At 63.3% G+C, this 12315-nt stretch carries 15 protein-coding genes and 1 other RNA gene; 11 read left to right on the top strand and 5 right to left on the bottom strand.

Annotated elements, in window-relative coordinates:
- Positions 1-83: 83 nt before the first annotated feature.
- A complete protein-coding gene (locus ACIPZC_RS22010) occupies positions 84-488 on the top strand; it encodes a flagellar basal body-associated protein FliL (protein WP_241805479.1) in 405 nt (134 codons plus the stop codon).
- A 33-nt stretch (positions 489-521) separates the two neighbouring features.
- On the opposite strand, the gene ACIPZC_RS22005 is transcribed toward ACIPZC_RS22010, so the two are convergent.
- The gene (locus tag ACIPZC_RS22005; protein ID WP_400629531.1) at positions 522-974 is read right to left on the bottom strand and encodes an EVE domain-containing protein; all 453 of its coding nucleotides are present in this window, start codon (positions 972-974) and stop codon (positions 522-524) included.
- 178 nt (positions 975-1152) lie between these two features.
- Between ACIPZC_RS22005 and ACIPZC_RS22000 the strand changes: the two genes are divergently transcribed.
- Positions 1153-1302 carry a hypothetical protein gene (locus ACIPZC_RS22000; protein ID WP_241805481.1) on the top strand — a complete coding sequence of 50 codons (150 nt, stop codon included), beginning with the start codon at positions 1153-1155 and terminating at the stop codon, positions 1300-1302.
- Between the two features lie 20 nt (positions 1303-1322).
- Here ACIPZC_RS22000 and ACIPZC_RS21995 read toward each other — a convergent pair whose 3' ends face one another.
- The 4 genes from ACIPZC_RS21995 to ACIPZC_RS21980 all read right to left on the bottom strand — a co-directional run bounded on the left by ACIPZC_RS21995 (position 1323) and on the right by ACIPZC_RS21980 (position 2695).
- Positions 1323-1931 (bottom strand): 5-formyltetrahydrofolate cyclo-ligase, encoded by a 609-nt coding sequence (locus ACIPZC_RS21995; RefSeq protein WP_400629529.1) that lies wholly within the window; start codon positions 1929-1931, stop codon positions 1323-1325.
- Positions 1932-1998: 67 nt separating this feature from the next.
- Positions 1999-2178: non-coding RNA, 6S RNA (gene ssrS, locus ACIPZC_RS21990), on the bottom strand.
- Positions 2179-2195: 17 nt separating this feature from the next.
- On the bottom strand, positions 2196-2516 hold the full coding sequence (locus ACIPZC_RS21985) for a cell division protein ZapA (protein WP_241805483.1): 321 nt from the start codon (positions 2514-2516) through the stop codon (positions 2196-2198).
- The gene (locus ACIPZC_RS21980; RefSeq protein ID WP_042112137.1) at positions 2513-2695 is read right to left on the bottom strand and encodes a TIGR02449 family protein; all 183 of its coding nucleotides are present in this window, start codon (positions 2693-2695) and stop codon (positions 2513-2515) included. Before ACIPZC_RS21980 ends, ACIPZC_RS21985 begins: the two co-directional genes overlap by 4 nt.
- Positions 2696-2876: 181 nt before the next feature.
- Between ACIPZC_RS21980 and ACIPZC_RS21975 the strand changes: the two genes are divergently transcribed.
- The 9 genes from ACIPZC_RS21975 to gcvH all read left to right on the top strand — a co-directional run bounded on the left by ACIPZC_RS21975 (position 2877) and on the right by gcvH (position 12197).
- Entirely contained in the window at positions 2877-3431 is a 555-nt protein-coding gene (locus ACIPZC_RS21975) for a YecA family protein (RefSeq protein WP_241805484.1), read from the top strand.
- A gap of 22 nt (positions 3432-3453) precedes the next feature.
- Positions 3454-4788, top strand: a complete 1335-nt coding sequence (gene pepP / locus ACIPZC_RS21970) for a Xaa-Pro aminopeptidase (protein WP_400629527.1) — start codon at positions 3454-3456, stop codon at positions 4786-4788.
- Positions 4785-5984, top strand: coding sequence for a 2-octaprenyl-6-methoxyphenyl hydroxylase (ubiH, locus tag ACIPZC_RS21965; protein ID WP_267819563.1), 1200 nt, complete (start codon positions 4785-4787; stop codon positions 5982-5984). Before pepP ends, ubiH begins: the two co-directional genes overlap by 4 nt.
- On the top strand, positions 5981-6463 hold the full coding sequence (locus ACIPZC_RS21960) for a DUF4442 domain-containing protein (RefSeq protein ID WP_241805487.1): 483 nt from the start codon (positions 5981-5983) through the stop codon (positions 6461-6463). The genes ubiH and ACIPZC_RS21960 overlap by 4 nt, the downstream gene beginning before the upstream one ends.
- Positions 6464-6472: 9 nt before the next feature.
- The gene (locus tag ACIPZC_RS21955) at positions 6473-7690 is read left to right on the top strand and encodes a 2-octaprenyl-3-methyl-6-methoxy-1,4-benzoquinol hydroxylase (RefSeq protein WP_400629556.1); all 1218 of its coding nucleotides are present in this window, start codon (positions 6473-6475) and stop codon (positions 7688-7690) included.
- A gap of 155 nt (positions 7691-7845) precedes the next feature.
- Positions 7846-8847: an extracellular solute-binding protein gene (locus ACIPZC_RS21950; protein WP_400629524.1), complete on the top strand. Its 1002-nt coding sequence runs from the start codon at positions 7846-7848 to the stop codon at positions 8845-8847.
- Positions 8848-8937: 90 nt separating this feature from the next.
- On the top strand, positions 8938-10560 hold the full coding sequence (locus ACIPZC_RS21945) for an ABC transporter permease (protein WP_400629522.1): 1623 nt from the start codon (positions 8938-8940) through the stop codon (positions 10558-10560).
- Between the two features lie 123 nt (positions 10561-10683).
- Positions 10684-11766, top strand: coding sequence for a glycine cleavage system aminomethyltransferase GcvT (gcvT, locus tag ACIPZC_RS21940; protein ID WP_400629520.1), 1083 nt, complete (start codon positions 10684-10686; stop codon positions 11764-11766).
- 47 nt (positions 11767-11813) lie between these two features.
- The gene (gene gcvH / locus ACIPZC_RS21935; protein WP_267819553.1) at positions 11814-12197 is read left to right on the top strand and encodes a glycine cleavage system protein GcvH; all 384 of its coding nucleotides are present in this window, start codon (positions 11814-11816) and stop codon (positions 12195-12197) included.
- Positions 12198-12315 lie beyond the last annotated feature (118 nt).

The raw sequence follows: 12315 nt of genomic DNA, 5'->3' as shown, positions 1-12315 counted from the left end.
CCTGATGGGGTGGCATAAGCCCGGGCTTGGGTTTGGGTCGCATGCTGGGTAAGCTGGCGCCAATTGTTTTGAGGAGCGAATTCGTGAAAGCGTGGATCTTGATGGTGCTGGCCCTGATGCTGCCAGCGGCGGCTCTGGCCGAAGAAGCCAAGGAAGGAGCCCCCAAGGTCTCCTATATCAGCCTGAGCCCGCCCTTTGTAGGCAACTATGCGCTCGATGGTGGCCCCAGGTTGCGCGTGTACAAGGCTGACGTAGCCCTGCGCGTGACTGGCGACGAGGCAGCCAAGGCGGTCAAGCACCACGAGCCGTTGATTCGCAACCAGCTGGTGGCGCTGTTCACCCAGCAGGGTGTGGATAACTTGAGCAACGTCGAAGCGAAAGAAAAACTGCGCCAAGAGGCACTCAAGCAAGTGCAGCAGGTGATGGAAGCAGAAGAGGGCAAGCCGATTGTCGAGGATCTGCTGTTCAATAACCTGATCGTGCAGTGAACGAGATCCAGGCTGGCCCCTTCGCGGGGCCGGTCATTTGCTTAGCGCAATGATCGCCGCCCACTGCTCTGCGGTCACCGGCATCACCGACAGCCGAGTGCCTTTCTGAACCAGCGGCAATTCCTCCAACGCGCTTTGCTGCTTGAGCAAGCCCAGCCCCAGTACCTGCCTGAACGTCTTCACGTGCGCCACATCCACGGCGCTCCAAGGGTTCTTTTCGGCAGTGGCCTTGGCGTCGTAGTAATGGCCCTGAGGGTCCAGCGCAGTCGGGTCCGGGTAGGCCGCTGCAGTGATTCGGGCGATCCCGGCAATGCCAGGTTGAGGGCAGCTGGAGTGGTAGAAGAAAAACTCATCGCCTACGTTCATGGCGCGCATAAAGTTGCGCGCCTGGTAGTTGCGCACGCCGTCCCAGCGAGCTTCGCCCAAGCGGCCCAGGCCTTCGATCGAAAGCTCATCGGGCTCGGATTTCATCAGCCAGTAGGCCATGGATACTGCTCCTGAAAAGGTTTGAAATAACCTGTTGCACGAAACCGACAGCCGGTTGGCGTCAACGTTTGCGTGTCGACTCAGGTTGTCGGAAAATGCGCCGATTTTAACGTCATATGCTCCGGCGGCACCAAGAAGGTCGCCGAGCCAGTAAGTATGCCTAGGGGGGCATTCTTCGATGAATCAACGCAAACCGGACCTGCTCTGGGTCCTAGTCTTCATTTTTGGTCTGGGTGTGGTTACCACCGGTTACGCGCAAGGTATCTGGGAGCGCAAGCTCGATACCGCGTACCAGACACCGGTCGAAGCCGGCCAGCAGCAGCGCTGAACCTTCCCCGCTGACGCCGGTTATTTCGGCGCCAGGTACCAGGCACGGTCCGAGACTGTGCCCTGCAGTGGTACATCCCAGCTGGCCTGCGCCAGTCGTTCGACCTTCTGGCATTCATGGGCCAGCCCCAGCAGCAGGGGTTTTTTCCATGTCTTGCGTCGCGCCTGGTAAGCCAGGCTGCGATCGTAGAAGCCCCCGCCCATGCCTAGCCGCCCGCCGGTTTCATCGAAGCCCACCAGTGGCAGCAGGATCAGGTCCAGCGACCAGATCGGGCGCTGGCGCTTGCGGTCAGTCAGCGGCTCGGGGATACGGAAACGGTTGCGCTTGAGCCGTTCACCCTTCTCGAACCGCTGGAACACCATGCGCGTACGCGGCCAGGCGTGCAGTACCGGCAAGTAAGTGCGTTTGCCGCGCCGTTGCGCCTCGCGCAGCAGCAGCTGCGGGTCGATTTCACCGTCGTTGGGGAGGTACAGGGCGATGTGCCGGGCGCGGCGGAAAAGCGGGTTTTGCGCCAGCTGCCGATAAAGCCCCAGGGAGGCCTGGCGTTGCTGGGCTGGCGTGAGTGCGCGGCGGGCATTGCGAAGCAGGCGACGAAGCTGGGGGCGTGTGAGCGGCGCGGTGTCGGTCATGGCACGGGCGTTCCCAGGTGTCGAAGCTCAAAGCGAGAACTGCCCACCGGGGTGGGCAATCGAAAACAGGCTCCCCGATAAGACCGCTATCGGTGTAGCCCTTGAACCCGAAAGTTCAAGGTGGAGATTGCAGGGGGCGTTAAGGCTTTCCGTCGGGCGGACATGCACACCGGCCCCAGCGTGCAACCCCCGTGGTTGTGCGTATCGGCTCAGGGACATAACCGACTGGCGCATCCACCAGGGAGTGGCGCCAGTATACCAACCTCAGCCGATTTTGGTATCCGTGTCGTCGGACAAAGCCTTGTCGACGCGATCGAGCAGGTCGCGGACCTGTTCGCGGGTGGCGCTGCCAGCGGGGGCGTCGGTGCGGTCGTCCTGGCGGTGGAGCATTTCGTGGGTGATGTTCAATGCGGCCATCACCGCGATCCGGTCGGCACCGATCACCTTGCCGCTACTGCGGATCTCGCGCATCTTGCCGTCCAGGTAGCGTGCGGCGCTGACCAGGTTGTTGCGTTCTTCCGGCGGGCAGATGATCGAGTATTCCTTGTCCAGGATCTGCACGGTGACACTATTGCTTGAGCTCATGAGTCTTGCTCCAGGGCCTTGAGGCGTAAGATCATCGACTCGACCTTGCGCTTGGCGATCTCGTTCTTTTCGATGAGGTGGGCGCGCTCTTCGCGCCAGGATTTTTCCTGAGCTACTAGGAGTGCATTTTGCCGTTTAAGTTGCTCGACCCGCTCGATCAGCGACTCGAACCGGCTCATCAATGCTTGCAGGTCGTTCTCTTGCGTGGGTTGCACTCGATTCGCTCCGTCATGAATCACCCGTCGATGATGCCTCTCCCTGAGCGGTGACGGCCAGTGCCGATGGTCTTGGCGCGCCTGCCGGTGCTAGGATACAAGGCCTTCATTCTAGTCAAATGCGCCGTCTGGCGCCTAGCCGCCCATGCCTAATACCCAATCGCCCTACACCGCATTCGCCGCACTGCTCTCGAGCAACGGCCACCCTGTTTCCCCCGCCGAGCTGCACGGCCTGCTGATTGGCCGCAGTTGCGCCGGTGCCGGCTTCGACGCCGATGCCTGGCTGGCCGATGCTGCCGGGGTGCTGGAAAACGAACCTGAAGACAATGTGCGTGCTGCACTGATCGGCCTGCAGGAGATGGTCAAGGCCGAGCTGACCGGCGAGGACATTGCCATCGTGCTGCTGCTGCCAACCGATGAAACCTCGCTGACCGAGCGTGCCACGGCCCTGGGCCAGTGGTGCCAGGGCTTCATCGCCGGCTTCGGGCTGAATGCTGGCGGCAAGGACCTGTCCACTGATGCCAAGGAAGTGCTCCAGGACCTGGTGGCCATTTCCCAGGTCCAGGAAGCGCTGGAAGAATCCGAGGACGGCGAAAGCGACTACATGGAAGTCATGGAGTATCTGCGCGTTGCGCCGCTGCTGCTCTACACAGAGCTGGCCGCGCCCGCCGCGCCCGCGCCAAAACCTTCGCTGCACTGATCAACCGGGGGTAGTCCTGCCCATGAGCCGCATACCCAAGGCCGAATATGCCCGTCGGCGCAAGGCGCTGATGGCGCAGATGGTCCCCAACAGCATTGCCATCCTGCCGGCTGCCGCGGTCGCCATTCGTAACCGCGATGTCGAACACGTGTACCGCCAGGACAGCGATTTCCAGTACCTGAGCGGCTTCCCGGAGCCGGAGGCGGTGATTGCGCTGATCCCGGGGCGCGAGCATGGCGAGTACGTACTGTTCTGCCGCGAGCGTAATCCCGAGCGTGAGCTATGGGACGGCCTGCGGGCCGGCCAGGAAGGTGCCATCCGCGACTTTGGCGCGGACGATGCCTTCCCGATCACCGACATCGACGAGATCCTCCCAGGCCTCATCGAAGGTCGCGAACGGGTCTACAGCGCCATGGGCAGCAACCCCGAGTTCGACCGCCGGCTGATGGACTGGATCAACGTGATCCGCTCCAAGGCGCGCCTTGGCGCCCAGCCTCCCAACGAGTTCGTTGCCCTGGATCATCTGCTGCACGACATGCGTCTGTATAAATCAGCGGCGGAAGTGAAAGTGATGCGCGCCGCTGCAGACATTTCCGCACGCGCCCATGTGCGGGCCATGCAGGCCTGCCGGGCAGGGCTGCACGAGTACAGCCTGGAAGCCGAGCTGGACTACGAATTCCGTAAGGGTGGGGCAAGAATGCCAGCCTACGGGTCGATCGTCGCGGCTGGCCGCAATGGCTGTATCCTGCACTATCAAGAAAACAATGCTGCGCTCAGGGACGGTGACCTGGTGCTGATCGACGCCGGTTGCGAAATCGATTGCTATGCCAGCGACATCACCCGCACCTTCCCGGTCAGCGGGCGTTTTTCGCCTGAGCAGAAGGCCATTTATGAATTGGTGCTCAAGGCCCAGGCCGCTGCCTTCGCCGAAATTGCTCCCGGCAAGCACTGGAACCACGCCCATGAAGCGACCGTGCGGGTAATCACCGAAGGGCTGGTGGAGTTGGGGTTGCTCAAGGGCAAGGTGCAGGCGCTGATCGAAAGTGAAGCGTATCGCGCCTTCTACATGCACCGTGCCGGGCACTGGCTCGGCATGGATGTGCACGATGTGGGCGAGTACAAGGTCGGCGGCCAGTGGCGAGTGCTGGAGTCCGGCATGGCGCTGACCGTCGAACCGGGTATCTACATTGCCGCCGACAATCAGCAGGTCGCGAAGAAATGGCGTGGCATCGGCGTAAGGATCGAGGACGACGTGGTGGTGACCAGGCAAGGTTGTGAAATTCTGACGTCGGGCGTGCCCCGGACGGTCGCCGAGATCGAAGCGCTGATGCTGGCGGCACGTAAGGACGCGGCATGAATCGAGTCAACCTGGCCATCATTGGTGGCGGCCTGGTCGGCGCCAGCCTGGCGCTGGCCCTGCAGGCTGGCGCCAAGGCGCGTGGCTGGAAGATCCTGCTGATCGAGCCGTTCGCCCCGGGCGACAGCTTCCAGCCCAGCTATGATGCACGCTCCTCTGCGCTATCGTTCGGTACCCGGCAGATCTATCAGCACCTGGGCATGTGGCAAGCGATCAGCCCGCGCGCCGAGCCGATCCGGCAAATTCAGGTCTCGGACCGTGGGCGCTTTGGCTGCACCCGCCTGGATGCGCTGGAGGAGGGTGTGCCAGCGTTGGGCTACGTGGTCGAGAACGCCTGGCTTGGCCAGTGCCTTTGGCAAGGGCTGGACAGTGAGGTGGTGAGCTGGCGCTGCCCGGCCGAAGTGAAGGCGATGCAGGCTGTTGCCGGTGGTTATCGCTTGCAGCTGGACGATGACACCAGCCTGGAGTGCGACCTGGCAGTGCTGGCCGACGGTGGTCGCTCGGGCTTGCGCGAGCAATTGGGCATACATGTGCGCCGCACGCCGTACGAGCAGAGCGCGCTGATCGCCAACATCACCCCAGGCGAATCCCATCGCGGGCAAGCCTTCGAGCGTTTTACCGAGCAAGGCCCCATGGCACTGCTGCCGCTGCCCGAGAATCGCTGTGCGTTGGTCTGGACCCGTCAGGGTATGGACGCCAAGCGCCTGGCCGAGATCGACGAGCGCAGCTTCCTGCGCGAGCTTCAGGATGTATTCGGCTATCGCCTCGGCGCCCTGCGCCAGGTCGGCGCACGGCATCTTTACCCGCTGGCACTGGTCGAAGCCCAGGAGCAGGTGCGCCCTCATCTGGTTGTATTAGGCAATGCCGCGCACAGCCTGCACCCCATTGCCGGGCAGGGCTTCAACCTGTCGCTGCGTGACGTGCAGTCGCTGGCCGATGCGCTGCTGGCCGGCCCGCAGCAGCCAGGCGATCTGGCGACCCTGCAGGCGTACCATCGACGCCAGCAACTCGATCAGGCCATGACCATCGGTTTTTCCGACCAGGTCACCCGCCTGTTCGGCAGCAACCAGCCATTGTTGGCCGCTGGGCGCAACATCGGTTTGCTTGGACTCGACTTGCTGCCGCCGGCAAGAAGCTGGTTCGCCCGCCAGGCCATGGGCTTGGGCACCCGCCCTGATCCGCGGGGTCAGGCATGAGCAACCCGCGCAAGCTGGCGCGCCGGGCGCGCATGTTGCGCTGGCTGCTGAACCTTTACCCACCGTACCTGGGTGCTGGCATTCGCATTCAGCACATCAGCCCAGACATGCGCAGTGTCAGGGTGCGCATGAAGTTGACGCGCTGGAACCGCAACTACGTCGGTACCCAGTTTGGCGGTAGCTTGTATTCGATGGTCGATCCGTTCTACATGCTGATGCTGATCGAACTGCTGGGCCGTGAGTACATTGTCTGGGACAAGGCTGCCAGCATTGATTTCATCACACCCGGCAAAGGCCCGGTGTATGCCGATTTCCACATCGAAGACGCCCTGCTGGATGAGATCCGCCAGCAGACCGCCGGCGGCAAGAAATACCTGCCACGTTTGCAGGTCGATGTCCGTGACGGTGCCGGCGAGCTGGTGGCGCGGGTCGATAAAACCCTATACGTGCGGCTAAAGCCGCAAGCGAGGCAGGCGTAAGGCATGGAAATGCGCGCAGATCTGTTGATTGTCGGTGCTGGTATGGTCGGCAGCGCCTTGGCCTTGGCGTTGCGCCACAGTGGCCTGGAAATACTCCTGCTCGACGGTGGTTCGCTGACGGTGAAGCCGTTTGACAGCGATGCGCCATTCGAGGCGCGGGTCAGCGCCCTCTCGGCGGCCAGCCAGCGCATCCTCGAGCGGTTGGGCGCCTGGGAAGAAATTGCCAAACGGCGTGTTTCGCCCTACTCGGACATGCATGTCTGGGACGGCAGCGGCACTGGGCAGATTCACTTCTCCGCCGCCAGCGTGCACGCGCAGGTGCTTGGCCATATCGTCGAAAACCGGGTGGTGCAGGATGGCCTGCTGGAGCGCCTGCATGACAGCGATATCGGCCTGCTGCCCAACGCCCGCCTGGAGCAGATGCGCCGTTCTGGCGATGAGTGGTTGCTGACCCTGGCCGATGGTCGCCGCCTGCGGGCGCCGCTGGTGGTGGCTGCCGACGGTGCCAACTCGGCGGTGCGGCGCCTGGCCGGCTGCCAGACCCGTGAATGGGATTACCTGCATCACGCCATCGTAACCAGCGTGCGCTGCAGCGCTGCACACCAGGCTACCGCCTGGCAGCGCTTCACCGATGAAGGGCCGCTGGCCTTTTTGCCCTTGTCGCGAGACGGCCAGCAGGGCTGGTGCTCGATCGTATGGTCGACCACGCCCGAGCAGGCCGAGCAGTTGATGGCGCTGGATGATCACGCTTTCCTCAAGGCCTTGGAGCGTGGCTTCGAGGGGCGACTGGGCCAAGTGCTGCACGCCGACCCTCGGGTCTGTGTGCCGTTGCGTCAGCGCCACGCCAAGCGCTACGTGGATGAGGGGCTGGCACTGATCGGTGATGCCGCGCACACCATTCATCCGCTGGCTGGGCAAGGCGTGAACCTGGGTTTTCTCGATGCAGCGGTACTGGCTGAGGTGCTGGCGAAGGCGTGCGAGCGTGGTGAACGGCTGGCCGATGTGAAAGTGCTCAGCCGTTATGAGCGCCGACGCATGCCGCACAACCTGGCCTTGATGGCTGCGATGGAGGGCTTTGAGCGGCTGTTCCAGGCCGATCCGCTGCCGTTGCGCTGGTTGCGTAACAGCGGCCTGAAGCTGGTGCAGCAAATGCCCGAGGCCAAGGCGCTGTTCGTGCGCCAGGCGTTGGGGCTTTCAGGCGACTTGCCGGACCTGGCCAAGCCTTGAGATTGAGGGGCCGCTTTGCGGCCCTTTCGCCACACAGGGCCATTGCTGGAAGCGTCAGCGTACCCTTGCAACATCTGGTAACGGCTGGGTAGGTGAGCCAGAAAATGGGATTCACTACCATTTGCGCCTCTCATACGATTCGAGGAGTGCATCCCATGTTGCCACGCAAGCCCCTACTGGCCGCCCTGGCCCTGACGCTGTTCGGTGGCAACGCCCAGGCGGCGGACGAAGTAGTGGTGTACTCCTCGCGCATCGACGAGCTGATCAAGCCGGTGTTCGACGCCTACACCGCCGAGACCGGCGTCAAGATCAAGTTCATCACCGACAAAGAAGCCCCGCTGATGCAACGCATCAAGGCCGAGGGCGACAACGGGGTGGCCGACCTGCTGCTGACCGTCGATGCCGGTAACCTGTGGCAGGCCGAGCAGATGGGCATCCTGCAGCCCATCGAATCGCCCATCATCGACCAGAACATCCCCGCTCAGTACCGCGCCTCGTCCCATGAATGGACCGGCCTGAGCCTGCGTGCACGGACCATCATCTACTCCACCGAGCGCGTCAAGCCTGAAGAGCTGAGCACCTACGAGGCACTGGCAGACAAGCAGTGGGAAGGGCGCCTGTGCCTGCGCACGGCGAAGAAGGTCTACAACCAGTCGCTGACCGCCACCCTGATCGAGAACCATGGCGAGGCCAAGACCGAACAGATCGTCAAAGGGTGGGTCAACAACCTGTCTACCGACGTGTTCTCTGACGACAACTCGGTTATCCAGGCCATCGAGGCCGGCCAGTGCGATGTGGGGGTGGTGAACACTTACTACTACGGCCGCCTGCACAAGCAGAACCCGGACCTGCCCGTGAAGATCTTCTGGCCTAACCAGGGTGACCGTGGCGTGCACGTCAATCTGTCCGGTATCGGCCTGACCAAGCACGCACCGCATCCGCAAGCGGCCAAGAAGCTGGTGGAGTGGATGACCGGGGAACAGGCGCAAAAGCTGTTCGCCGACATCAACCAGGAGTTCCCGGCCAATCCGAAGGTCCAGCCATCGGACGAGGTCCAGGCATGGGGCAGTTTCAAGGCTGACAGCATCCCGGTCGAAGTGGCAGGCAAACGCCAGGCCGAGGCCATTCGCTTGATGGATCGGGCTGGCTGGAACTAAGCCCCAGGCTTTATCCTTCGGAGGCCCGCAGGGGCCTCTTCGCGGGGCAAGCCCGCGCAGCGGTTGCCATCTGCCACAGAGACAGTTGCCTTGCCCCACGCTCCCCAACGCCGCTGGTACCTCCCGGTCATCCTGATCGCCGCCCTCGTGCTCCTGCCCTTGAGCGTCTTGCTGCTGTCCTGGCAATCGATCGACGTGCAGATCTGGTCGCACCTGCTCGACACCCAGATGAGCCGCCTGCTCGGCAACACATTAACCTTGGTGGCGGGCGTAGGCGTAGGCGTCACCGTGCTCGGCGTTAGCCTGGCCTGGCTCACCAGCCTTTGCCAGTTCCCCGGCAGGCGCTGGCTGGACTGGGCGCTGATGCTGCCGTTTGCCATCCCTGCCTATGTCTTGGCGTTCGTCTTCGTCGGCCTGCTTGATTTCGCCGGCCCCGTGCAGAGCGCCTTGCGTGAAGTGTTCGGGCCCATGCGCCTGCCGCGGGTGCGCTCCACCGGCGGGGTGATTGTGGTACTGGTGCTGGTGTTCTACCCGTATGTCTACCTGCTCGCACGCACGGCATTCCTGGCCCAGGGCAAGGGGCTCATGGAAGCGGCGCGGGTGCTGGGCCTTTCGCCGCTGCAAGCCTTCTGGCGGGTTGCCCTGCCCATGGCGCGGCCGGCCATCGGCGCAGGCATCGCCTTGGCCCTGATGGAGACCTTGGCAGACTTTGGCGCGGTGGCGGTGTTCAATTTCGACACGTTCACCACTGCCATTTACAAGACCTGGTATGGCTTCTTCAGCCTGTCCAGCGCGGCCCAGCTGGCCAGCCTGCTGTTGCTGGCGGTCATGCTGGTGCTGTACGCAGAGCGCCGCGCTCGTGGCGCCTCGCGCAGCGCCAATGAACGCCCTCGGGGTCAGGCCCTCTATCACCTGCGCGGGGTGAAGGCACTGCTGGCCAGTGGCTGGTGCCTGCTGGTATTTGCCTGTGCCTTCGTCATCCCGGTGCTGCAGCTGCTGGTATGGTTCTGGCAGCGTGGGCGGCATGACCTGGACGAGCGCTATGTCGGCCTGGTGCTGCACACCCTGTACCTGGGCGCCATGGCAGCCTTGATCACGGTGTGCGTCGCGCTGGTGTTGGCCTTTGCTCGGCGCCAGGCGCCGACTGGCGGCATCCGTGCCGGGGTCGGCCTGGCCAACCTGGGCTATGCCTTGCCCGGCTCTGTGCTGGCGGTTTCGATCATGCTGGCCTTCAGTTACCTGGACAACCACCTGGTGATCCCCCTGTCGACGTGGCTGGGCGGGGCAGGCAAGCCCTTGCTGCTGGGCAGCCTCGCGGCATTGCTGGTGGCCTATCTGGTACGTTTCATCGCCGTGGCCTATGGGCCACTGGAAGGCAGCCTGGAGCGCATCCGCCCGTCGTTGCCCGAGGTTTCACGGAGCCTGGGTGTGGGAGGGGCGAGATTGTTTTTCAAAGTGTATATGCCGCTGCTGGTTCCCGGTGCACTCAGTGCCGCACTGCTGGTCTTCGTCGATGTGCTCAAGGAAATGCCCGCGACGTTGCTGATGCGGCCCTTCGGCTGGGATACCCTCGCCGTACGGGTGTTCGAGATGACCAGTGAAGGCGAGTGGGCCCGTGCCTCACTGCCTGCCTTGACCTTGGTGCTGGTTGGCCTGCTGCCGGTCATCGGCCTGATTCATCGTTCAGCCAGGCGCCCTGGTCACAGTCACTGAGGGTGCCAGCCTGCGCCCTTGCGGCTACAATGCGCGGCATTCGCGCGACGGGTCCTACAAGAAGAGCTGACGACCAAACGTCATCGACCGCCGCCGCTTCGCCACGCCCGGAAGGAGAAACCCATGGGACAGCGCACGCTTTTGTACGACTTGCACCTGGCGCTAGGCGCCAAGACAGTCGATTTCGGTGGCTGGGACATGCCCCTGCACTACGGCTCGCAAGTCGAAGAGCACCATCAGGTGCGCAGTGACTGTGGGGTGTTCGATGTTTCCCACATGACCGTGATCGACATCGATGGCACCGAGGCCACCGCCTGGCTGCAGCATTTGCTGGCCAACGATGTTGCCCGCCTCGGCAGTGTCGGCAAGGCGTTGTACAGCCCGTTGCTCAACGAGGAGGGCGGGGTGATCGATGACCTGATCGCCTACCGCACGGCAAATGGCTACCGGCTGATCACCAATGCCGCTACCCGCGCCAACGTACTGGCGTGGCTGGAGGCCCGCAGTAGCGGCTTTTCGGCCGAATTCAAGGTGCGCCCTGACCTGGCCATTCTCGCCATCCAGGGGCCCCAGGCCCGCGAGAAGGTCGCTGCCTTGCTCAGCGCTTCGCGCGCTGCGCTCATCCGTGAGCTGCGCCCGTTCGAAGGGGTCAGCGAGGGCGACTGGTTCATTGCCCGCACCGGCTATACCGGTGAAGACGGGTTGGAAATCATCCTGCCGGGCCATGAGGCCGTGGCCTTCTTCAACGACCTGGTCGGCGCTGGCATCGCCCCCAGTGGCCTTGGCGCCCGCGACACCTTGCGCCTGGAAGCCGGCATGAACCTGTACGGCCAGGACATCGACGAAGCCCACACCCCGCTTACCTCCAACCTGGGCTGGAGCATCGCCTGGGAGCCGGCCGAGCGCGATTTCATCGGTCGCGCTGGCCTGCTGGCGGAAATCGAGCGCGGCGTACAGGACAAATTGGTCGGCCTGGTGCTGGAGGAGCGCGGTGTTTTGCGCGCCCATCAGGTGGTTCGCGTTGCCGGCATTGGCGAAGGGGAGATCACCAGTGGTAGTTTCTCTCCTACGCTGAGCAAATCCATTGCCCTGGCGCGTGTACCCATGGCCACCGGTGATCGCGCCGAGGTCGAGATCCGCGGCAAGTGGTACCCGGTGCGGGTGGTCAAACCGACCTTCGTGCGTCACGGCAAGATTCTGATCTGAACAATCAACGGCGGGCCGACCGCTGACCCAATCGAGGAATACAAGACATGAGCAATATCCCCGCCGAACTGCGTTTTGCCGAAAGCCACGAGTGGGCGCGCCTGGAAGCCGACGGCACTGTGACCGTGGGCATCAGCGACCACGCTCAAGAGGCCCTGGGTGATGTGGTGTTCGTGGAGCTGGCAGAGGTTGGCAAAGTATTCGCTGCCGGCGATGCGGCTGGCGTGGTCGAGTCGGTCAAGGCCGCTTCGGATATCTATGCCCCGGTGGGTGGCGAGGTGATCGCGGTCAACGAAGAGCTGGCCGACAGCCCGGAGCTGCTCAACGAGGACCCTTACGGCGCCTGGATCTTCAAGCTCAAGCCAAGCGACAAGGCCGAGCTGGACAAGCTGCTGGATGCTGCTGGTTACCGCGCCGCTATCGGCGAGTGATCATGCTGGCCTCATCGCTGCCTTGCCAGCGATGAGGCCGGTACTGGCGAAGCAAGTTTTCCCGCAGTATCGGCAATCCTTCCTAGACTTATAAGTCTCCACGAGGCCTGGTCTAGGA

Origin of the sequence: Pseudomonas sp. NPDC089743, from assembly GCF_044748785.1 — a bacterium.
Classification (GTDB): domain Bacteria; phylum Pseudomonadota; class Gammaproteobacteria; order Pseudomonadales; family Pseudomonadaceae; genus Aquipseudomonas; species Aquipseudomonas putida_X.
This window is presented reverse-complemented; position numbering and strand designations above follow the sequence as displayed.